At 71.4% G+C, this 21923-nt stretch carries 16 protein-coding genes and 1 riboswitch; of the genes, 5 read left to right on the top strand and 11 right to left on the bottom strand.

The genetic code is table 11. From position 1 onward, the window contains the following. Nucleotides 1–164: 164 nt before the first annotated feature. The 3 genes from ACQP09_RS28195 to ACQP09_RS28185 form a co-directional block, all read right to left on the bottom strand. On the bottom strand, nt 165–980 hold the full coding sequence (locus tag ACQP09_RS28195; RefSeq protein ID WP_433404548.1) for a M23 family metallopeptidase: 816 nt from the start codon (nt 978–980) through the stop codon (nt 165–167). A 14-nt stretch (nt 981–994) separates the two neighbouring features. After that, nucleotides 995–1163, bottom strand: a riboswitch (cyclic di-AMP (ydaO/yuaA leader). A 224-nt stretch (nt 1164–1387) separates the two neighbouring features. Further along, nucleotides 1388–2758, bottom strand: coding sequence for a M16 family metallopeptidase (locus tag ACQP09_RS28190; RefSeq protein ID WP_433404546.1), 1371 nt, complete (start codon nt 2756–2758; stop codon nt 1388–1390). Between the two features lie 26 nt (nt 2759–2784). Beyond that, a complete protein-coding gene (locus tag ACQP09_RS28185) occupies nt 2785–4140 on the bottom strand; it encodes a M16 family metallopeptidase (protein ID WP_432152516.1) in 1356 nt (451 codons plus the stop codon). A gap of 260 nt (nt 4141–4400) precedes the next feature. Here ACQP09_RS28185 and ACQP09_RS28180 point away from each other — a divergent pair, with 260 nt between their 5' ends. Continuing rightward, nucleotides 4401–6854, top strand: coding sequence for a DNA gyrase/topoisomerase IV subunit A (locus ACQP09_RS28180; RefSeq protein ID WP_433404542.1), 2454 nt, complete (start codon nt 4401–4403; stop codon nt 6852–6854). A 91-nt stretch (nt 6855–6945) separates the two neighbouring features. Here ACQP09_RS28180 and ACQP09_RS28175 read toward each other — a convergent pair whose 3' ends face one another. Then, on the bottom strand, nt 6946–8094 hold the full coding sequence (locus ACQP09_RS28175) for a CobW family GTP-binding protein (RefSeq protein ID WP_433404539.1): 1149 nt from the start codon (nt 8092–8094) through the stop codon (nt 6946–6948). Nucleotides 8095–8118: 24 nt separating this feature from the next. After that, nucleotides 8119–9273 carry a citrate/2-methylcitrate synthase gene (locus tag ACQP09_RS28170; RefSeq protein WP_433404536.1) on the bottom strand — a complete coding sequence of 385 codons (1155 nt, stop codon included), beginning with the start codon at nt 9271–9273 and terminating at the stop codon, nt 8119–8121. 111 nt (nt 9274–9384) lie between these two features. Between ACQP09_RS28170 and ACQP09_RS28165 the strand changes: the two genes are divergently transcribed. After that, on the top strand, nt 9385–10629 hold the full coding sequence (locus tag ACQP09_RS28165) for a citrate synthase (protein WP_433404533.1): 1245 nt from the start codon (nt 9385–9387) through the stop codon (nt 10627–10629). A 28-nt stretch (nt 10630–10657) separates the two neighbouring features. Here the strand turns inward: ACQP09_RS28165 and ACQP09_RS28160 are convergent, their stop codons facing one another. Then, entirely contained in the window at nt 10658–11677 is a 1020-nt protein-coding gene (locus ACQP09_RS28160; protein WP_015611931.1) for a LacI family DNA-binding transcriptional regulator, read from the bottom strand. Nucleotides 11678–11854: 177 nt separating this feature from the next. On the opposite strand from ACQP09_RS28160, the gene ACQP09_RS28155 reads away from it, so the two are divergent. Together ACQP09_RS28155 and ACQP09_RS28150 are read left to right on the top strand one after the other, a co-directional pair. After that, nucleotides 11855–13498 (top strand): ATP-binding protein, encoded by a 1644-nt coding sequence (locus tag ACQP09_RS28155; protein ID WP_433404530.1) that lies wholly within the window; start codon nt 11855–11857, stop codon nt 13496–13498. Continuing rightward, on the top strand, nt 13495–14163 hold the full coding sequence (locus tag ACQP09_RS28150) for a response regulator (RefSeq protein WP_433404527.1): 669 nt from the start codon (nt 13495–13497) through the stop codon (nt 14161–14163). The genes ACQP09_RS28155 and ACQP09_RS28150 overlap by 4 nt, the downstream gene beginning before the upstream one ends. A gap of 36 nt (nt 14164–14199) precedes the next feature. Here ACQP09_RS28150 and ACQP09_RS28145 read toward each other — a convergent pair whose 3' ends face one another. The 3 genes from ACQP09_RS28145 to ACQP09_RS28135 form a co-directional block, all read right to left on the bottom strand. Then, nucleotides 14200–15792 carry a solute symporter family protein gene (locus ACQP09_RS28145; protein WP_433404524.1) on the bottom strand — a complete coding sequence of 531 codons (1593 nt, stop codon included), beginning with the start codon at nt 15790–15792 and terminating at the stop codon, nt 14200–14202. Next, nucleotides 15789–16280, bottom strand: coding sequence for a DUF485 domain-containing protein (locus ACQP09_RS28140; protein ID WP_433404521.1), 492 nt, complete (start codon nt 16278–16280; stop codon nt 15789–15791). Before ACQP09_RS28140 ends, ACQP09_RS28145 begins: the two co-directional genes overlap by 4 nt. 178 nt (nt 16281–16458) lie before the next feature. Then, nucleotides 16459–18585 carry a DNA gyrase/topoisomerase IV subunit B gene (locus tag ACQP09_RS28135; RefSeq protein ID WP_433404518.1) on the bottom strand — a complete coding sequence of 709 codons (2127 nt, stop codon included), beginning with the start codon at nt 18583–18585 and terminating at the stop codon, nt 16459–16461. Nucleotides 18586–19032: 447 nt separating this feature from the next. On the opposite strand from ACQP09_RS28135, the gene ACQP09_RS28130 reads away from it, so the two are divergent. Continuing rightward, nucleotides 19033–19263, top strand: coding sequence for a DUF7455 domain-containing protein (locus ACQP09_RS28130; protein WP_018516290.1), 231 nt, complete (start codon nt 19033–19035; stop codon nt 19261–19263). 118 nt (nt 19264–19381) lie between these two features. Here ACQP09_RS28130 and ACQP09_RS28125 read toward each other — a convergent pair whose 3' ends face one another. Beyond that, complete coding sequence (locus ACQP09_RS28125; protein WP_433404515.1) at nt 19382–20212, bottom strand: S1 family serine peptidase; 831 nt, start codon at nt 20210–20212, stop codon at nt 19382–19384. Nucleotides 20213–20349: 137 nt separating this feature from the next. Further along, nucleotides 20350–21900, bottom strand: coding sequence for an RNA polymerase sigma factor (locus ACQP09_RS28120; protein WP_433404512.1), 1551 nt, complete (start codon nt 21898–21900; stop codon nt 20350–20352). Nucleotides 21901–21923: the final 23 nt, after the last annotated feature.

Raw genomic sequence — 21923 nt, 5'->3', positions numbered from 1 at the left:
TCTAAGGCAATCTTCCGCAATTTCCGATGGCAGGCCTGAATTGATGGATATCTTCTGGCCAAAGGTCGGGAGCGGAGGGGATCGGTCCGGGCATTCCCGGCGCACGGCCGAAGGCCCCGGCGGGAAGCCGGGGCCTTCGGGAGGAGCGGTGGTGCGCGGTCGGGTCAGACGTTGACGCCGTGCGAGCGCAGGTAGCCGACCGGGTCCATGTCGGAGCCGTACTCGGCAGTGGTGCGGGCCTCGAAGTGGAGGTGCGGGCCGGTGGAGTTGCCGGTGGAGCCGGAGAGGCCGATCTGCTGGCCGGAGGTGACCGACTGGCCGACGGAGACGCCGATCGAGGAGAGGTGGCCGTACTGGGTGTACGTGCCGTCCGTCATCCGGAGCACGATGTTGTTGCCGTACGCGCCGCCCCAGCCCGCCTCGACGACCGTACCGGCGCCGACCGCGACGACGGAGCTGCCGGAGGCGGCGCGGAAGTCCACGCCGGAGTGGCTGCCGGAGGACCAGAGCGCACCGCCGGACTTGTAGCCGGTGGTGACGGACGAGCCGGCGACCGGGAGGTGGAAGGCGTTGAGGCGGGCGCGCTCGGCGGCGCGGGCCGCGCGGGCCTCCTCCTCGCGGATCTCCTCGGCGCGGGCCTCGGCCTTGCGCTGGGCCTCCGCCTTCGCCTTGGCCTTCGCGGCCTTGGCCTTGGCTTCGGCGGCCGCCTCGGCCTTCGCCTTCGCGACGACTTCGGCCTGCCGGTGCTGGGCCTGGGCCTGGGCCTCGATCTGCTCGGCGATCGTGGCGTCGAGGGCGATGGCCTGGGTGAGTCCGGTCTCGGCGACCTTGGGGGTCTCGGAGTCGGCCGCGGCGGCCGGAGAGGCCAGGGTGCCGAGGACACCGGTCGTGGTCAGGGCCGCGACGCCGGCGACATGAGCGCCGCGGCGCTTCAGGCGGCTCGGGGCACGGTGCTTCCCGGTGGCACGGGTGAACGCCATGGAGGTGCTTGATCCTTTCCTTCCTTCTCGCCTACCGGGTTAGCTGACGGGTTCGGAGCAGGAAGGTCTCCTACGGAGCTCCGCGCCGGTTCGCGGCACGGGGTTCCGATTCACCCCAGGGACTGCGTGTGGGTCCCCGGCTCCCCAGGCTCGCGCCTGACGGGGACTCGGCGATGGCTGCCCGGCGCTGCGGATGCGGCATACGGGTGACGGACAGCCGGGCCGACGCTAGACAAGGCGGCTGTCCGTCACCAAACGGACAGGGGGATTTGTCGCGCATCCCACAGGACGTAGGGGGAGTTACATCAGCAAGACGTGAAGAAAGGCGCCAAGCGGACAAAAGGGAGAACCCCGGCGAATTACTCCTCGCTGGGGTTCTCTCCGTCCTGGTGTGTGCCGACGGTGTGTCAGCCGCTGACGACGGTCACCTCTCCGATGCCGAGCGCCTTCACCGGCTCCGCGATCTGTGCCGCGTCGCCCACGAGGACCGTGACCAGCCGGTCCACCGGGAAGGCGCTGACCACGGCAGCGGTCGCCTCCACGGTGCCCGTCTCGGCGAGGCGGGCGTACAGCTGGGCCTGGTAGTCGTCGGGCAGGTGCTGCTCGACCTGGTCGGCCAGCGTGCTCGCGACCGAGGCGGCCGTCTCGAACTTCAGCGGGGCGACGCCCACCAGGTTCTGCACGGCCGTCTCGCGCTCGGCGTCGGTCAGCCCTTCGGCGGCCAGCGTCCGCAGGACCTTCCAGAGGTCCTCCAGCGCCGGGCCGGTGGACTCGGTGTCCACCGAACCGCTGATGGCGAGCATCGCCGCGCCGCCCGAGTCGGGCCCGGTCGAGCGCAGGACCTGGGCGAAGGCGCGTACGCCGTAGGTGTAGCCCTTCTCCTCGCGCAGCACCCGGTCCAGCCGGGAGGTGAGCGTGCCGCCCAGGCAGTACGTGCCGAGCACCTGGGCCGGCCAGACGCGCTCGTGGCGGTCGGCGCCGATGCGGCCGATCAGCAGCTGGGTCTGGACCGCGCCGGGACGGTCCACGATGACCACGCGGCCGGTGTCGTCGGCGGTGATCGGCGCGACCGGGCGGGCCTGGGCCGTGTTGCCCGACCAGTCGCCGAGGGTGTCGGTGAGCAGCGCGTCCAGGTCGATGCCGGTGAGGTCGCCGACGATGACGGCCGTCGCGGTGGCCGGGCGGATGTGGGCGTCGAAGAAGGCGCGCACGGCGGCGGCGTCGATCCGCCGCACGGTCTCCTCGGTGCCCAGGCGCGGGCGGGACATCCGGGCGGTGGCCGGGAACAGCTCCTTGGAGAGCTGCTTGGCGGCGCGCCGGGACGGGTTGGCCTTCTCGTGCGGGATCTCGTCGAGGCGGTTGCCGACGAGCCGCTCGATCTCGCTCTCGGCGAAGGCCGGGGCGCGCAGGGCCTCGGCGACCAGGCCGAGCGCCTTGGCCAGCCGGGAGGCCGGGACCTCCAGGGAGACCCGGACGCCGGGGTGGTCGGCGTGCGCGTCCAGGGTGGCGCCGCACCGCTCCAGCTCGGCGGCGAACTCCTCGGCGCTGTGCTTGTCGGTGCCTTCGGAGAGCGCGCGCGACATGATCGTGGCCACGCCGTCCAGGCCCTCGGGCTCGGCGTCCAGCGGCGCGTCCAGGAAGATCTCCACGGCCACGACCTGCTGGCCGGGGCGGTGGCAGCGCAGCACGGTCAGCCCGTTAGGCAGGGCGCCGCGCTCGGGGGCGGGGAAGGCCCACGGCCGGGCGGTGCCCGGGGTCGGCTGCGGGTGGTACTCCATGGCTACTCCAGTCACGGCGGCGTCGCTCACTTGTCCGCCCCCTCGGGCGCGTCGGTGGCCTCTTCGGCGTCCTCGGCCGGCTCGACGGGCTCGTAGACCAGCACCGCCCGGTTGTCGGGGCGCAGGGCCGCCGCTGCAGCCTCGCGCACCTCGTCGGCGGTGATGTCCAGGACGCGTCCCACGGCGGTCAGGGCGAGCTGCGGGTCGCCGAACAGGACCGCGTAACGGCACAGTTCGTCGGCGCGGCCCGCGACCGTCCCCAGCCGGTCCAGCCACTCGCGCTCCAACTGGGCCTGCGCGCGCTCCATTTCCTCCGGCGTCGGGCCCTCCTCGGCGAACCGGGCCAGCTCCTCGTCGACGGCGGTCTCGATGGTCTCCACCTCGACCCCGCCGGAGGTCTTCACGTCCAGCCAGCCCAGCGAGGGCGCGCCGGCGAGCCGCAGCAGGCCGAAGCCCGCCGCCACCGCCGTACGGTCGCGGCGGACCAGGCGGTTGTGCAGCCGCGAGGACTCGCCGCCGCCGAGCACGGTGAGCGCCAGGTCGGCCGCGTCACAGGCGCGGGTGCCGTCGTGCGGGAGGCGGTAGGCGGCCATCAGCGCACGCGCCGGGACCTCCTCGTGGACCACTTCGCGCAGCTGCTCGCCGATGATCTCGGGCAGGGTCCCGTCGCGCGGCGGCTGCTTGCCGTCGTGGGACGGGATGGAGCCGAAGTACTTCTCGACCCAGGCGAGGGTCTGCTCCGGGTCGATGTCGCCGACGATCGACAGCACCGCGTTGTTGGGCGCGTAGTACGTACGGAAGAACGCGCGGGCGTCCTCCAGGGTTGCCGCGTCCAGGTCGGCCATGGAGCCGATCGGGGTGTGGTGGTAGGGGTGGCCCTCGGGGTAGGAGAGGGCGGTGAGCTTCTCGAACGCGGTGCCGTAGGGCACGTTGTCGTAGCGCTGGCGGCGTTCGTTCTTGACGACGTCGCGCTGGTTCTCCATGGACTCCTCGTCGAGCGCGGCGAGGAGGGAGCCCATGCGGTCGGCCTCCAGCCAGAGGGCCAGCTCCACCTGGTGGGTGGGCATGGTCTCGAAGTAGTTGGTCCGCTCGAAGCTGGTCGTCCCGTTGAGCGAGCCGCCGGCCCCCTGGACGAGCTCGAAGTGGCCGTTCCCCTTGACCTGTCCCGAGCCCTGGAACATCAGGTGCTCGAAGAGGTGAGCCAGACCGGTGCGTCCCTTGACCTCGTGGCGCGAACCGACGTCGTACCAGAGGCAGACCGCGGCGACCGGGGTCAGATGGTCCTCGGAGAGCACCACACGCAGGCCGTTGGCCAGGCGGTGCTCGGTCGCTGTCAGGCCGCCGGAGCCGGCCTGTGCGGTGGCCGTGTGACCCATGGGCATGTACGTCCCTTCGATCGCGATACTGGACTTCCTGACCGGTACTTCCTGCCAGACCTGCCACTCTAAGCAAGCGCACCGGCACCTGGCGAAGTTCCCGTTCCGCGGAAGTTTCCGTCGATGGTGTCCCCGGCCGTGCCGCCCGGGACGGCTTCGGACGGGTCGAGGTCCGCGTTGTCAGTGCGGAGGTCCACAATGGTCCGCATCAGTACCCCAGGTTGTCCGATCAGAATCCGTGAATCCGAGAAGGAGTCGCAGCCGCGATGGCCCGCCGTAGCACGAAGACCCCGCCGCCGGACGACTTCGAGGAGAAGATCCTCGACATCGACGTCGTCGACGAAATGCAGGGCTCCTTCCTCGAGTACGCGTACTCGGTGATCTACTCCAGGGCCCTGCCCGACGCCCGCGACGGCATGAAGCCGGTGCACCGGCGCATCGTGTCCCAGATGAACGAGATGGGACTGCGCCCCGACCGCGGCTATGTGAAGTGCGCGCGCGTCGTCGGCGAGGTCATGGGCAAGCTGCACCCTCACGGTGACGCGTCGATCTACGACGCCCTGGTGCGGATGGCGCAGCCCTTCTCGATGCGGCTGCCGCTCGTCGACGGCCACGGCAACTTCGGCTCGCTCGGCAACGACGACCCGCCGGCCGCCATGCGGTACACCGAGTGCCGGATGGCCGACGCCACTTCGCTGATGACGGAGGCGATCGACGAGGACACGGTCGACTTCCAGTCGAACTACGACGGCCAGGAGCGCGAGCCGGTCGTCCTCCCGGCCGCCTACCCCAACCTCCTGGTGAACGGCGTATCGGGCATCGCGGTCGGCATGGCGACCAACATGCCTCCGCACAACCTGGGCGAGGTCATCGCCGCCGCCCGCCACCTGATCAAGCACCCGGGCGCCGACATCGAGACGCTGATGCGTTTCGTCCCCGGCCCCGACCTGCCGACCGGCGGCCGTATCGTCGGCCTCGGCGGCATCAAGGACGCGTACACCAACGGCCGCGGCACGTTCAAGATCCGCGCCACCGTCGCCGTGGAGAACGTGACGGCCCGCCGCAAGGGTCTCGTCGTCACCGAACTGCCCTTCACCGTCGGCCCGGAGAAGGTGATCGCCAAGATCAAGGACCTGGTCTCGGCGAAGAAGCTCCAGGGCATCGCGGACGTCAAGGACCTCACCGACCGCGCGCACGGCCTGCGTCTGGTCATCGAGGTGAAGAACGGCTTCGTGCCGGAAGCGGTGCTGGAGCAGCTCTACAAGCTGACGCCGATGGAGGAGTCCTTCGGCATCAACAACGTGGCGCTGGTCGACGGCCAGCCGCTGACGCTCGGCCTCAAGGAGCTGCTGGAGGTCTATCTCGACCACCGCTTCGAGGTCGTGCGCCGGCGCAGCGAGTTCCGCCGCACCAAGCGCCGTGACCGGCTGCACCTGGTCGAAGGCCTGATCGTCGCCCTGCTCGACATCGACGAGGTCATCCGGATCATCCGGGACAGCGACAACTCGGCGCAGGCGAAGGAGCGCCTGATGGAGCGCTTCTCGCTGAGCGAGATCCAGACGCAGTACATCCTGGACACCCCGCTGCGCCGGCTCACCCGCTTCGACCGGATCGAGCTGGAGAGCGAGCGCGACAAGCTCAACGGCGAGATCGAGGCGCTGACGGCGATCCTGGAGTCGGACGCGGAGCTGCGGAAGCTGGTCTCCACGGAGCTGGCGGCGGTGGCGAAGAAGTTCGGCACGGACCGGCGCACGGTGCTGCTGGAGTCGGCGGGTGCGCAGATCGCCTCCGTACCGCTGGAGGTCGCGGACGACCCGTGCCGGGTGCTGCTGTCGTCGACGGGTCTGCTGGCCCGTACGGCCAACGCGGAGCCGGTGGAGATCTCCGAGGACGCCCGGCGCGCCAAGCACGACGTGATCGTCTCGGCGGTCGCGGCGACGGCGCGCGGCGATGTGGGGGCGGTGACCTCCACCGGGCGGCTGCTGCGGCTCTCGGTGATCGACCTGCCGCAGCTGCCGGACACCCACGCCGAGCCCAACCTGTCGGGCGGGGCGATGATTTCGGAGTTCCTCACGCTGGAGGCGGACGAGGAGCTGATCTGCCTGACCACGCTCGACGAGGCGTCGCCGGGGCTGGCGATCGGGACGCTCCAGGGTGTGGTGAAGCGCGTCGTGCCCGACTATCCGGCCAACAAGGACGAGTTGGAGGTCATCGCTCTGAAGGACGGTGACCGCGTCGTGGGCGCGACCGAGCTGCGTACGGGCGAGGAGGATCTGGTCTTCGTCACCTCCGACGCGCAGTTGCTGCGCTATCCGGCGGCCTCGGTGCGGCCGCAGGGGCGGGCCGCCGGAGGCATGGCGGGCGTCAAGCTGGCGGCCGGGGCCGAGGTGCTGTCGTTCACGGCGGTGGACCCGGCGGCGGACGCGATCGTGTTCACGGTGGCCGGTTCGCACGGGACGCTGGACGACTCGGTGCTGACGTCGAAGCTCACGCCGTTCGACCAGTATCCGCGCAAGGGCCGGGCGACCGGCGGAGTGCGCTGCCAGCGGTTCCTGAAGGGTGAGGACGTGCTGGTCTTCGCCTGGGCGGGTCCCACCCCGGCCCGAGCCGCGCAGCAGAACGGCACCCCGGCGAAGCTGCCGGAGCCGGACCCGAGGCGGGACGGTTCGGGCACACCGCTGCTGGAGAAGGTGGCGGTGATCGCGGGACCGCCGCTGTAGGCCTCTTCGTACGGTGGGAAGCGGCCCGGAGGTGTCACGCCTCCGCGGCCGCTCTAGGCCTCTTCGTACGGTGGGAAGCGGCCCGGAGGTGTCACGCCTCCGCGCCCGCTTCTTCTCGTACGTCCTCGGGTTCCGGCTCCTGTCGTACGTACCGGAGCACGCCCCACATGGCGCGTTCGGCGTCCGGGGTTCCGGGGCCGTCGTCGGAGGCCCGCGCCGGGTCCGCGCTCTGCACCGGCTCCGGGCTCTGCACCGGCTCCGCGCGGCAGGCGGCGAGGCCGGTCCGCAGCGCCTCGGCGTCGATGCCGGCGCCGATCATGACGAGCTGGGTGAGCCGCTGTTCGTCCCGCGCCCACGGCTGCGGTACGAAGCGCAGGAACCGGCCGACCGCGTGCAGCGCGTACCGGTTGTCCCGGTCGCCCACGCCGAAGTCCGCGAACCCCTTGATCCGGTAGAGGCCTTCGGGCCGGGAGTCGAGGAACGCGATGAAGCGGCGCGGGTCCATGGGGACGTCCGAGGTGAACTCGACGCTCTCGTAGGCCGCGTGGAGGTGGTCGGCGTGCCCGTCACCGGCCTCCTCCCGCAGCAGGTCCTCGAAGGTGAGCTGGCGGATCCTCTCCTCGCCGTCCGGCCGCAGCGCCGGATCGAAGAGCAGCTCCGGGTCGATCCGCCCGTGCACAGCGGAGATCACGGCGGCGGGCGCGCTCAGCTCCGCGACCGCCGCGCGCAGCCGCTCCTGCGCGGCCTCCCCCACCCGGTCGGTCTTGTTCAGGACGACGAGGTCCGCGACGGCGAGATGGCGGTCGATCTCCGGGTGGCGCTCCCGGACCCCGTCGAACTCGGCGGCGTCGACGACCTCGACCAGTCCCCCGTACAGGATGTGCGGGTTCTCGCTGGCCAGCAGCATCCGTACGAGCTCCTGGGGTTCGGCGAGGCCGCTCGCCTCGATGACGATCACGTCCAGGCTGGCGGAGGGGCGGGTGAGCGTCTCCAGGAAGGTGTCGAGTTCGCTCGCGTCGACCGCGCAGCACAGGCAGCCGTTGCCCAGGGAGACCGTCGAGCCGACCTGCCCCGCGACCGTCATGGCGTCGATCTCGATGGACCCGAAATCGTTGACGATCACGCCGATCCGGGTGCCCGCGCGGTTGCGGAGGAGGTGGTTCAGGAGCGTGGTCTTGCCGGAGCCGAGAAAGCCCGCCAGGACGACGACCGGGATCTGCTGGGTGCGGGGCGGGGTCAACGGGGGCCTTCCTCGGTGGGGCGGTCAGGGCGCGGGGACCGGCTGCGGCGCAGGTGTGCCGATGTAGCGGGCCGCCGGGCGGATGATCTTCGAGTCCTCCGCCTGCTCCAGGATATTGGCGCTCCACCCGATCACCCGCGCCGCGGCGAAGGTGGGCGTGAACATCGCACGCGGCAGCCCGCAGAGCTCCATGACGACCCCGGCGTAGAACTCCACGTTGGTGTGCAGCTCCCGCCCCGGCTTGAGCTCGGCGAGGATCGCCTCCACCTGCCGTTCGACCTCCACGGCGAAGTCCACGAGCGGCCCGCCGAAGCCCTGCGCGATGGACTTGAGCATCCGGGAGCGCGGGTCCTCGGTGCGGTAGACGGGGTGGCCGAAGCCCATGATGCGGCGGCCGGAGAGGACCTGCTCACGGATCCAGCCGTCGATGCGGTCCGGGGTGCCGATGGCGTCCAGGGTGTCGAGCGCGCGGCTGGGCGCTCCGCCGTGCAGCGGTCCGGAGAGCGCGCCGACGGCGGCGACCAGACAGGCGGCCAGGTCGGCACCGGTGGAGGCGACGACGCGGCCGGTGAAGGTGGAGGCGTTGAAGCCGTGGTCGATGGTGGAGATGAGGTACTGCTCGACGGCCCGGACCCGGTCGGGCTCCGGCTCGGTGCCGGTGAGCATATAGAGGTAGTTGGCCGCGTACGGCAGGTCCGCGCGGGGCTCGACGGGTTCGAGGCCCTCGCCGAGGCGCTGGAGCGCGGTAAGGATCGTGGGTACGGCGGCGCAGGCGGCCAGCGCGTCGCTGCGGCGGCTGTCGGCGTCGAGATCGTAGACCGGGCGGAATCCGGCGGAGGCGCCGAGCAGCGACAGGGCCGTACGGAGTCCGGCGAGCGGTCCGGAGACGGCGCCCGCGCGGGCGATGGCGGGCAGGGCCTCGGTCACGTCGGCGGGGAGCGTGCGCAGCCTCGCCGTACGGGCGGTGAAGTCGGCGGCCGCCGCCCGGCCGGGCAGTTCGCCGTGGAACATCAGGTACCAGACGTCCTCGAAGCTCCGGGTCTGCGCGAGGTCGATCGCCGCGTACTGGCGGTAGTGGTAGAAGCCCTCGCGGCCGCGGACATCGCCGAGTGCGGTGTCGGTGACGACGACTCCGGCGAGGCCGCGCGGGACGGCGGGGGCGACAGGGGTGGTGGTCATGGCCGGTCTCTCCTCCGTGCATGCAACATTGATTCAACTGTTCATCCTTGACTGTAGATCCGTCAATATTGATTGGATCAATGTGCAGGCGGAGTGGATACGGTGATCTCCATGACGGATCAATCAGAGCCCGGCTCCGTCCCCCAGGACGCGCCACGGCTGACCACCCGCGAGGCGGCCGAGCTGCTCGGGGTGAAGGCCGAGACGGTGTACGCGTACGTCAGCCGGGGCCAGCTCAGCAGTGTGCGGGCGGCCGGGGGCCGGGGCAGCACGTTCGACGCCGAGGAGGTGCGGGCGCTGGCCCGGCGCTCTGGGCGGCGCGATCCGTCACCGGCCGGCGGCGACCTCGTGTTCCGTACCGGCATCACGCTCATCGAGGAGGACCGGTACTTCTTCCGTGGGGTCGACGCCACGGAGCTGGCCCGGCGCCACGGCTACGAGGAGGTCGCGGAGTGGGTGTGGACCGGTGAGATGCGGCCGGGCGCGCGGTTCGAGGCGCCTTCCGAGACGCTGGCGGCGGCCCGCCGGGCGGTCGGCGCGCTGCCCGTGCACAGCGGTTCGACGGACCGGCTGCGGGTGGCGGTGACGGCTGCGGCGGTGACGGATCCGCTGCGGTTCGACCTGGCGCCCGGGGCGGTGCTGAGCAGCGCGCGGAGTCTGATCCCGACGCTGGTGGGCGCGTTGCCGCTGCTCGGCGCGCCGGAGGCCGAGGACGGCTCCTTGGCCCGGCAGCTCTGGCCACGGCTGACCGCGCAACCGGCCGACGCCCCGGCCCTCGCCGTCCTGGACACCGCGCTGGCCCTCCTGATCGACCATGACCTCGCGGCCTCCACCCTGGCCGCCCGGGTCGCCGCCTCGGCGCACGCCCACCCGTACGCCGTGGTCTCCGCCGGCCTCGGGGTCCTGGAGGGCCCGCTGCACGGCGCCGCCAGCGGACTGGCCCACCGCATGCTCCAGGAGGCCGTGGACCGGGGCAGCGCGGTCCCGGTCGTCGCCGACCACCTGCGGACCGGGCGCCGGGTGCCGGGGCTGGGCCACCGGCTCTACCGGGGCGAGGACCCCCGGGCCCGGACCCTGTTCGCGCTGCTGGAGGACGTGCCACAGGCGGCCGCAGCGCTGGCGGCGGCCCGGGAGGTGGTCGCCACGACGGCTCGCCACGCGCCGCTGCACGCCAACATCGACCTGGCGCTCGCCGTCCTCTCCGTGGGCTGCGGGATGGCGGCGGAGGCGGGCGAGACGGTGTTCGCCATCTCGCGCACGGCGGGCTGGATCGCGCACGCGCTGGAGGAGTACGGGGAGCGCCCGCTGCGGATCCGGCCGAGCGGGCAGTACACCGGACCCCGGCCCACCCCTTAGGTACGGACCACTGCAAATTAGCTACGGATCAGAGGGAATTCTCGCGCGGCGGCTGAGCCGTGGATCCGCGCACCACCAGCTCGGGCTCGAAGAGCAGCTCGTCGGAGGGCACGGTCCGGCCGCCGATCTGCACCGAGAGCAGCTCCACGGCCGCGCGTCCCATGGCCTCGATGGGCTGGCGGACGGTGGTCAGCGGCGGCTCGGTGCAGTTCATGAACGCCGAGTCGTCGTAGCCCACGACCGATACGTCGTCGGGGACCGAGAGTCCACGGCGGCGGGCGGCCCGGACCGCGCCCAGAGCGAGCGGGTCGCTGGCGCAGATGATGCCGGTGACGCCGCGCTCCAGCAGCCGCATGGCGGCAGCCTGCCCGCCCTCCAGCGAGAACATCGCCCGCGCCACCCACTCGTCGGGGATGCTCGTGCCGGTCTCCTCCGCGAGCACGCGGGCGGCGGCGAGCTTGCGCTGCGAGGGCACGTGGTCGGAGGGGCCGAGGACGAGGCCGATGCGCTCGTGGCCGAGCGAGACGAGGTGGCGCCAGGCCTGCTCGACGGCGACCGAGTCGTCGCAGGAGACGCCCGGAAAGCCGAGCCGGTCGATGGCCGCGTTGATCAGGACGACCGGGATCTTGCGGTCGGCGAGCACCTTGTAGTGGTCGTGCGGGGCGTCCTCCTGGTGGTACAGGCCGCCCGCGAAGACCACTCCGGAGACCTGCTGCTGGAGCAGCAGCTCCACGTAGTCGGCCTCCGAGACGCCCCCCTTGGTCTGCGTGCAGAGCACCGGGGTCAGCCCTTGTTGCGCGAGCGCGCCGCCGACCACTTCGGCGAAGGCCGGGAAGATCGGGTTCTGCAGCTCGGGCAGGACGAGCCCGACCAGCCGGGCCCGCTCTCCTCGCAGCTGGGTGGGCCGCTCGTAGCCGAGGACGTCCAGCGCGGAGAGGACGGCCTGCCGGGTGGCGTCGGAGACGCCCGGCTTGCCGTTCAGCACCCGGCTGACCGTCGCCTCGCTGACTCCCACCTTCTGGGCCACTTGAGCAAGTCGTCGCGTCATGAGCGCAAGATTAGCGCAAGAAGTGCAAGCAGATTGCGCTCCTGAACGAACTCCCCGCAACGCTCCCAGAACGCCCGTACGAGAACGCTCACAGAAGCCGCGCCGCCAGGCAAGGGGAACGGGCTGGCGAACCCGGCGGATTTCCGCCCGGTCGCCCTGCCCCTTACCGTCTCTACGATGAACGCCGCACCCCTCTCCGGCCGGGCGCCGCGCCGGTTCGGCTGGCCGCAGCGGGTCTTCTCCCAGGTGCTGCTGATGCAGCTGGCCATCATCACGGGCGTCACCGTGCTGGTCACCGGCCTGTTCCTGGCTCCTCTCAGCGACCAGCTCGACGACGAGGCGATGCGCCGCGCGCTGGCCATCGCGCAGAGCACGGCCGCCCAGCCCGGCATCGCGGAGGACCTGCGCACCACGGAGCCGTCCGCGCTCGGCCCCGTACAGTCCGCCGCCGAGGAGATACGGCGGGCGACCGGCGCGGAGTACGTCGTGGTGCTGGACCGCCGGGGCGTGCGCTGGTCGCACCCGGAGGCGGACCGGATCGGCGAGGTGGTCTCCACCGACCCCGGGGACGCGCTGCGCGGCCGGGAGGTCATGGAGATCGACAGCGGGACGCTGGGCCGCTCGGCCCGGGGCAAGGTGCCGTTGCGCGACCCTGGGAACGAGGTGGTCGGCGCGGTCTCGGTCGGGATCGAGTACGACAGCGTGCGCGCCCGCCTCCTCGGCGCGATCCCGGGGCTTCTCGCGTACGCCGGAACCGCCCTGGCCGTCGGCGCGCTCGCCGCGTACCTGATCTCCCGCCGGCTGCAGCGGCAGACCCATGACCTGGCGTTCTCCGACATCTCGGCGCTGCTGACCGAGCGCGAGGCGATGCTGCACTCCATCCGCGAAGGGGTCGTCGCGCTCGACGGGACGGGCCGGATCCGGCTGCTGAACGACGAGGCGCAGCGGCTGCTGGGGCTCGGCCCCGAGGCGGCGGGCCGGCCGCTGGAGGAGGTGCTGGACGGCGGCAGAACGGCCGATGTGCTGGCGGGCCGGGTGGTGGGCGACGATCTGCTGGCCGTCCAGGGCAGCCGGGTGCTGCTGGCCAACCGGATGGAGACGGACGACGGCGGGGCCGTGGTGACCCTGCGCGACCGGACCGAGCTCGAACACCTCGGCCGCGAGCTGGACTCCACCACCGGCCTGATCGACGCGCTGCGCGCCCAGGACCACGAACACGCCAACCGGCTCCACACCCTGCTGGGGCTGCTGGAGCTGGAGATGCACGAGGACGCCATGGAGTTCGTCACGGAGGTGGTGGGCGTCCACCGGGCGACGGCGGAGCAGGTCACCGAGAAGGTGCGGGACCCGCTGCTGGCCGCGCTGCTCGTCGGCAAGACGACGGTCGCCGCCGAGCGCGGTGTCTCGCTGCGGCTGGCGCCCGGCACGCTGCTGCCGGACCGGGTGGTGGACCCGCGCGGCCTGGTCACGGTGGTCGGCAACCTGGTCGACAACGCCACGGACGCGGCGGCCGGGTCGGCGGACGCCCGGATCGAGGTCGGGCTGCGGGCCGAGGGCCGTACGGTGGTGCTGCGGGTGAGCGACAGCGGCCCCGGGATCGCACCGGAGCGGTACGGCTCGATCTTCACCGAGGGCTGGTCCACCAAGGACCTCCCGGCCCACGGCAAGCGAGGCCTCGGGCTGCCGCTGGTCCGGCGGCTCGCGGAGCGCCAGGGCGGCGGCGTGACCGTCGCCGGGGCCGACGGCGGCGGCGCGGTCTTCACGGTGGTCCTGCCGGAGGCGCTCGGCGCGGCGGGCCCCACGACGGGAGGCGAACGGTGATCCAGGTCCTGATCGTGGACGACGACGTGCGGGTGGCGGGGATCAACGCCGCGTACGTCGCCAAGGTCGCCGGATTCCGGGTGGCCGCGCAGGCCCACTCGGCGGCGCAGGCTCTGGCCGTGGTCGAGGAGGTGCCGGTGAACCTGATCCTGCTGGACCACTACCTCCCGGACCGCAACGGCCTCGCCGTCGTACGGGAGCTGCGCCGACTGGGCCGCCAGGTCGACGTGATCATGGTGACCGCCGCCCGTGACGTGGCGACCGTGCAGGACGCCATGCGGCACGGCGCGCTCCAGTACCTGGTGAAGCCGTTCACGTACGCCGGTCTCCGCTCGAAGCTGGAGGCGTACGCGGCGCTGCGCCGGACCCTCGACGGCGGCGGACAGGCCGAGCAGGCGGAGGTGGACCGGCTCTTCGGCGCTCTGTGGGCGGCGGGCGAGCCGGAGCTGCCGAAGGGCCACTCCCCCACCACCGCCGAACTGGTCCGGCGGGCGCTGCGCGACGCGGACGGCCCGCTCTCCGCGCAGGAGGTCGCGGAGAGCGCGGGGATGAGCCGGCAGACGGCGCAGCGCTATCTGAAGCTGCTGGAGCGGACGGGGAAGGTCCGGTTGACGCTGCGGTACGGCGAGACGGGCCGCCCGGAGCACCGGTACGCGTGGGCCTGACGGTCCTCGCTCACGCCGCCCCCGTACGCGGAGTCCCTACGCCGCTCCCGCCCCCGTCAGCGCCCGGACCTCGCTCTCGGCGTGCTTGGCCTCGTCCGGCTTCTCGGGCGAGGTGACCGTGCCGAGCCAGCCCGCCAGGAAGCCGAGCGGGATCGAGACCAGCCCCGGGTTCTCCAGTGGGAAGAGCTGGAAGTCGACGCCCGGGAAGAGTGACGCCGGGCTGCCCGAGACGACGGGTGAGACCAGGACCAGGGCGACGGCCGGGACGAGGCCTCCGTACACCGCCCAAACGGCTCCCCGGGTCGTGAAGTTCCGCCAGAACAGCGAGTAGAGCAGCGCCGGCAGGTTGGCCGACGCGGCCACCGCGAAGGCGAGGCCGACGAGGAAGGCCACGTTGAGGTTCTGCGCGAGGAGGCCGAGCGCGATGGCGACCGCGCCGATGACGGCGGCGGCGACTCGGGCGACGGCCACTTCGCCGTACTGCTTGCGGCCCGGGCGCCGGAGCGAGGCGTACAGGTCATGGGCGACGGAGGCCGAGGAGGCCAGCGTGATGCCCGCGACGACGGCGAGGATCGTGGCGAAGGCGATGGCGGCGACGATGGCGAAGAGAACCGTTCCGCCGGTGGAACCCTCACCGCCGCCGAGGTCGAGGGCCAGCAGCGGCACGGCGGTGTTGCCGGCGGCGTTCGAGGAGCGGACCTCGGCGGAGCCGACCAGGGCGGCGGCGCCGAAGCCGAGCACGATCGTCATCAGGTAGAAGCTGCCGATGAGGCCGATGGACCAGACGACGGACCGGCGCGCGGCGCGGGCGGTGGGCACGGTGTAGAAGCGCGCCAGGATGTGCGGCAGCCCCGCCGTGCCGAGGACGAGGGCCACACCGAGGCTGATGAAGTCGAAGCGCGCGGTCCAGTCGCCGCCGTAGCGCAGGCCGGGGGCGAGGAAGTCCTTGCCGTGGCCGCTGCGTTCGGCGGCGGTGTTCAGCAGGCTGTTGACGTCACCGCGGAAGTGGACCAGGACGAGCACCGTGAGCGCGACGGCTCCGCCCATCAGCAGTACGGCCTTGACGATCTGGATCCAGGTGGTGGCGCGCATCCCGCCGAAGGAGACGTAGATGACCATCAGCGCGCCGACGCCGACCACGGTCCACGTGCGGGCCGCCTCGCTCGTCCCGCCGAGCAGCAGGGCCACCAGGGAGCCCGCGCCGACCATCTGGGCGACCAGGTAGAGCACGGAGACGGTGACGGAGGAGGTGCCGAGCGCGGTGCGGACCGGGCGCTCGGCCATCCGGGCGGCGACCACGTCGGCGAGGGTGTACCGGCCGCAGTTGCGGACGAGTTCGGCGACCAGCAGCAGGACCACCAGCCAGGCGACCAGGAAGCCGACCGAGTAGAGCATGCCGTCGTAGCCGAAGAGGGCGATCAGCCCGGAGATGCCGAGGAAGGAGGCGGCGGACATGTAGTCGCCGGCGATGGCGAATCCGTTCTCCATCGGCGAGAAGAGGCGTCCGCCGGCGTAGAACTCCTCGGCGGAGCCCTGCCGGTTGCGGCTGACCCAGGTGGTGATGAAGAGCGTCACCGCGATGAACGCGCAGAACAGCAGCAGGGCGAGTGTCTGGTGGTCGCCTCTCAACGTCCCCGCCCTCCCGTCGCCTGCTGTTCGGCGCCCCGCGTCAGCTCCTGTGTGTCCCACCGCAGGTCGAGCGCCGCCCGGTCCCTGCGCAGCCGCGCGTGGCGGGCGTACGCCCAGGTCAGCAGGAAGGTGGTGAGGAACTGGCCGAGGCCCGCCACCATCGCCACGTTGACCGCTCCGGCGACCGGGCGGGCCATCAGCGCGGGCGCGGTGGTGGCCGCGACGACGTACGCGAGGTACCAGAGGAGGAAGGCGAGCGCGGCGGGCGCCACGAAACGGCGGTAGCGGCGGCGCACCTCGCGGAAGGCCTCGCTCCGGTGCACCTCCAGGTAGATCTCGGCCGCGCTGGGCCGGTGCTCCCCGGGGCCGGGCGGGCCGTCCGCCGCGCCGTCCACGCCGTCCGCCTCGTCCCAGTCCGCGGCCGACGCCTCGTACCACGGGTCGTCGAGCCGCACTCCCGCGACGGCCGGCCCTGCATCCTTCTCCACCGAGCAACTCCCTTGTCCACGGACGGCCGCGTGGCCCACGATGGGTGGTGGAGGAAGACCCCGGGTGCGTCATTCGCCCGAATTCACCTCTTCAGGTGACAGAGACCTTGAACGCGGGCGGCCCCCGCCCTCCCGGTGGTCCGGGAGGGCGGGGGCCGCGACGAGCTTGTACGGCTCCCTACGCGTCGATGCGCGAGCGGTCCAGGGTCGCCGCCGAGCTGGTGATGAACTCCTTGCGGGGCGCGACCTCGTTGCCCATCAGGAGGTCGAAGACCTGCTCGGAGGATTCCAGGTCCCCGATGTTGATCCGGCGCAGCGTGCGGTGGCGCGGGTCCATCGTGGTCTCGGCCAGCTGGTCGGCGTCCATCTCACCGAGGCCCTTGTAGCGCTGGATGGACTCCTTGACGCGCACGTTCTTGCGCTGGAACTCCAGCAGCGTCTGGCGCAGTTCGCTGTCCGAGTACGTGTACACGTACTTGTCCTGGCCCTTCCTGGGCTGGACCAGCTCGATCCGGTGCAGTGGCGGCACGGCGGCGAAGACCCGTCCGGCCTCGACCATCGGGCGCATGTAGCGCTGGAAGAGGGTCAGCAGCAGCGTACGGATGTGGGAGCCGTCCACATCGGCGTCGGTCATCATGATGACCTTGCCGTACCGCGCGGCGTCGATGTCGAAGGTCCGGCCGGACCCGGCTCCTATGACCTGGATGATGGCGCCGCACTCGGCGTTCTTCAGCATGTCCGAGACGGACGACTTCTGGACGTTGAGGATCTTGCCGCGGATCGGCAGGAGCGCCTGGAACTCGCTGTTCCGCGCCAGCTTGGCGGTGCCGAGCGCCGAGTCTCCCTCGACGATGAAGAGCTCGCTGCGCTCCACGTCGTCGCTGCGGCAGTCGGCGAGCTTGGCCGGCAGCGAGGAGGACTCCAGCGCGGTCTTACGGCGCTGGGCGTCCTTGTGCTGACGGGCCGCGATCCGCGTACGGGCGGCGGCGACGGCCTTCTCCAGGACCGCGCGGGCCTGCGCCTTGGCGTCCCGCTTGGTGGAGGTCAGGAACGCCTTCAGCTCCTTGGCGACCACACCCGCGACGATCCGGTTGGCCGCCGAGGTGCCGAGCACCTCCTTGGTCTGCCCCTCGAACTGCGGCTCCGCCAGCCGTACGGTGACGACGGCGGTGAGCCCTTCCAGGGCGTCGTCCTTCACCACGTCGTCCTCGGCGACCCGGAGCAGCTTCTGGGAGCGGAGCGCCTCGTTCACCGTCTTGGTCAGCGAGCGCTCGAAACCGCTGACGTGGGTGCCGCCCTTGGGGGTGGCGATGATGTTGACGAAGGAGCGGACGGTGGTGTCGTAGCCGGTGCCCCAGCGCAGCGCGATGTCGACGCCGAGCTCGCGGGTGACCTCGGTCGCGGTCATGTGGCCGCGGTCGTCGAGGACCGGGACGGTCTCCTTGAAGGTGCCCGTGCCGGTCAGCCGCTGGACGTCGCAGACGGCCTTGTCCTGCGCCAGGTACTCGCAGAACTCGCTGATGCCGCCGTCGAAGCGGAACGTCTCCTCCGTCTTGCCCTCGCCGTCGAGACCGCGCTCGTCGCGGACGACGATGGTGAGGCCCGGGACGAGGAAGGCGGTCTGGCGGGCGCGCTGGTGGAGCGTCTCCAGGTTGAGCTTGGCGTCCTTGAGGAAGATCTGCCGGTCCGCCCAGTACCTGACCCGGGTACCGGTACGGGTCTTCGGGACCCGCTTGCCCTTGCGGAGGCCGTTGGCGGGGTCGAAGGGGCTGTCGGGGCCCTGCTCGGTGAACATGCCGGGGACGCCGCGGCGGAAGCTGATGGAGTGGGTCGCGCTGTTGCGGTCGACCTCGACGTCCAGGCGGGCGGAGAGGGCGTTGACCACGGAGGCGCCGACGCCGTGGAGGCCGCCGGAGGCGGCGTAGGAGCCGCCGCCGAACTTGCCGCCGGCGTGCAGCTTGGTCATGACGACCTCGATGCCGGAGAGGCCGGTCTTGGGCTCGACGTCCACGGGGATGCCGCGTCCGTTGTCCCGGACCTCCACGGAGGCGTCGTCGTGGAGGATGACCTCGATCTGGTCGCAGTGACCGCCGAGGGCCTCGTCGACGGAGTTGTCGATGATCTCCCAGAGACAGTGCATGAGGCCACGGCTGTCGGTGGACCCGATGTACATCCCGGGGCGCTTGCGGACCGCCTCAAGTCCTTCGAGGACGAGAAGGTGCCGCGCGGTGTAGTTGGAGCTGTCCCGGTCGCCGCCTGCTGCGGTCAGCATCGCGGTGGACGGCACGGACGTTTCGGCGGTCACGCGGTTCGCTCCTCGCTGAATTTCATCTGGGCCCTTGGTGGGTATCACGGTCGGCTTCGGTTGCCGCTGAGAGCCTACAGAGGCCTGGTAGAGCGGTTGTAACGCCACCCTCGGGGAATCCTCATGCTAGACGAGCCCCATCCGGGCTCGCATGGATGTTCGATCATTCGTCGGAGTGACGTGCACATCACGTTCCCTTCGAGGCATGAACCATTTAGGCTCCGGGCACGTCCTCATGAACACACCGGCAAGCCGGCCGGCGGGACCCACCCCCAAGACAAGCAATGCGAAACCGTAGCGCTCCGCATACGGCACATTCGCCGCCAACCGGCAACTGACAGCCATCCCGAGAAGAAGTTTCGAAAAAAAGCCACGAGCGGGAACGTTTTCGGCCTGGTTGGATGTTGACCCTGGTACGACAGCTCGTCGAGCTAGAGAAGAGGCGACGTGACTACTGTTCTGACCCCCGCGAGCCCGCTGACCGCAGCAGACCGCTGTGACCGTTGCGGCGCCCAGGCCTATCTGCGCGTCGTCCTGATCAGCGGCGGTGAACTGCTCTTCTGCGCCCACCACGGGCGCAAGTTCGAGCCGGAACTCAAGAAGATCGCCGCGGAAATACAGGATGAGACGGATCGGCTCACCGCCGTGCAGGCGACCGCCGACGAGGACCAACACTGACACCTCGCATCCACGACGAGCCAGGGGCCGGTCCAGGACCGGCCGACGGGCGGCACCCCCTCCGGGGTGCCGCCCGTTCTCGTGTTCTCCGGCAGGCCTCCGCTCCCCGCTCAACCGCTCAGACGCGGCCCTCGGCCCACTTCACGGCGGCCGAGACCCGGGTGTACACCCCGGGGCTGCCCGCCCGCCCGCAGCCGCTCCCCCAGGACACCAGGCCGATGAGCCGCCCACGGGCCACCAGCGGCCCGCCGCTGTCGCCCTGGCACGCGTCCCGCCCGCCCCTCGGATCGCCCGCGCAGAGCATCCCTGAGGCGTCGTACGTGCCCTCCCTGCCGCCCGGGTAGGCCCGGGCGCACTCGGCGTCCGGCAGGACCTGGACCCGGGCGGAGCGCAGCACGGAGGCGTACGTACCGGCTCCCGTCGTGTCACCCCACCCGTAGACCGCCGCCCCCGTCCCGGCCCGGTACGCCTCGTCCCCGGCCCGCGCCATCGGGATGACGCCGCTCCTCGGCAGCGCGCGGGAGAGGGTCAGCACCGCGAGGTCTCCGGCGTTGGTGTCGGGGTCGTACGCGGGATTGACCCAGACCGTCCGGACCGGGATCTCCTGACCGGCGGTGCCGCTCAGCCGGTCCCGTCCGGCGATGACGCGCAGGTCCCGCACCCGGCTCACCGGTGCGCCGAGGGCCTCTTCACCCAGACAGTGGGCGACCGTCAGGATCTTCGTGGGCGCCACGGCGACGCCGCCGCAGAACTGGCCCGAGCGCGCTCCGCCGAAACGCTCACGGCTCGACAGGGCCACCACCCACGGGCTGTCCGCCACCGGGGCGGGCTGTCCGCCGACGACGACGCTGTCGGCGGCGGCCGGGAGCGGGGCCGCGAGCGGCGCCACGGCGGCCGCCGCGGTCAGGGCGAGGAACCCGGTCAGGGCACGGACGACGGGACGGGGCATGAAGGCTCCTGACGCTGAGGTGGCAACGATCCACCCAGCGTGATCCAGCCCGTCCGCCTGCGCACCCGCGGACACGCCGGAGGGCCCGGATCCCCTGGGATCCGGGCCCTCCGGCGGTGAATCTTCCGCCCTGTGTTCTAGTCCAGGTAGTCGCGCAGGACCTGCGAACGCGACGGGTGACGGAGCTTCGACATCGTCTTCGACTCGATCTGACGGATGCGCTCACGCGTCACGCCGTAGACCTTGCCGATCTCGTCCAGCGTCTTCGGCTGGCCGTCGGTGAGACCGAAGCGCATCGAGACCACGCCGGCCTCACGCTCGGAGAGCGTGTCGAGCACCGAGTGCAGCTGCTCCTGGAGGAGCGTGAAGCTGACCGCGTCCGCCGGGACGACGGCCTCGGAGTCCTCGATCAGGTCACCGAACTCGCTGTCGCCGTCCTCACCGAGCGGGGTGTGCAGCGAGATCGGCTCGCGACCGTACTTCTGGACCTCGATGACCTTCTCCGGGGTCATGTCGAGCTCCTTGGCCAGCTCCTCCGGGGTGGGCTCACGGCCCAGGTCCTGGAGCATCTGGCGCTGGACGCGCGCGAGCTTGTTGATGACCTCGACCATGTGCACCGGGATACGGATGGTGCGGGCCTGGTCGGCCATGGCGCGGGTGATCGCCTGACGGATCCACCAGGTGGCGTACGTGGAGAACTTGTAGCCCTTGGTGTAGTCGAACTTCTCGACCGCGCGGATCAGACCGAGGTTGCCCTCCTGGATCAGGTCCAGGAAGAGCATGCCGCGGCCGGTGTAGCGCTTGGCCAGCGAGACCACCAGGCGGAGGTTGGCCTCCAGGAGGTGGTTCTTGGCGCGGCGGCCGTCCTCGGCGATGATCTCCAGCTCGCGCTTGAGCTTCGGCGCGAGCTTGTCGGCGTTGGCGAGCTTGTCCTCGGCGAAGAGACCGGCCTCGATGCGCTTGGCGAGCTCGACCTCCTGCTCGGCGTTGAGGAGCGGGACCTTGCCGATCTGCTTGAGGTAGTCCTTGACCGGGTCGGCGGTGGCGCCGGCGACGGCGACCTGCTGGGCAGGTGCGTCGTCCTCGTCGTCGTCGGAGAGGACGAAGCCCTTGTTCTCGCCTTCGCCCTCCTCTTCCTCGCCGCCCTTGCCCGCCTTGACCTCTTCGACGGCCTCGTCACCGTCGAGCAGCTCGTCGTCCTGCTTGCCGGACTTCTTCGCCGCTGTCTTCTTGGCCGCCGTCTTCTTCACGGCGGTCTTCTTGGCAGCCGTCTTCTTGGCTGCCGCCTTCTTCGCGGGGGCGGCCGGGACGGCGTCGTCGGCCACCGCGTCCGCGCTCTCGGCCGCCGGGGCGGCGGTGGCCGCGACGGTCCTCGTCACGGTGGTCTTCGCCGCGACAGTCTTGGTGGCGGTGCGCTTGACCGGGCTCTTCGCTGCGACGCTCTTGCGGGCGCGCTTCGGCGACTCCGCGGCACTGACCATCAGCGTCACACCCTCTTCCTCGAGGATCTGGTTGAGGCTGCGCAGAACGTTCTTCCACTGGGTTGGCGGAATCTGGTCAGCCTCGAAGGCCCGACGCACGTCATCGCCGGCGATCTGCCCATCAGCCTTTCCCCGCTCGATGAGCGCCATCACAGACTCGGACTCGGCGATCTCCGGCGGGAGCGTACGGGATGTGCTGGCCGACACGAACAACCTCTCGGAACGATGGA

It is taken from the genome of Streptomyces sp. CA-146814, assembly GCF_050942385.1.
Lineage (GTDB): Bacteria > Actinomycetota > Actinomycetes > Streptomycetales > Streptomycetaceae > Streptomyces.
The sequence above is the reverse complement of the archived record's forward strand: the minus strand, read 5'-3'. Positions and strand labels throughout refer to the sequence as shown.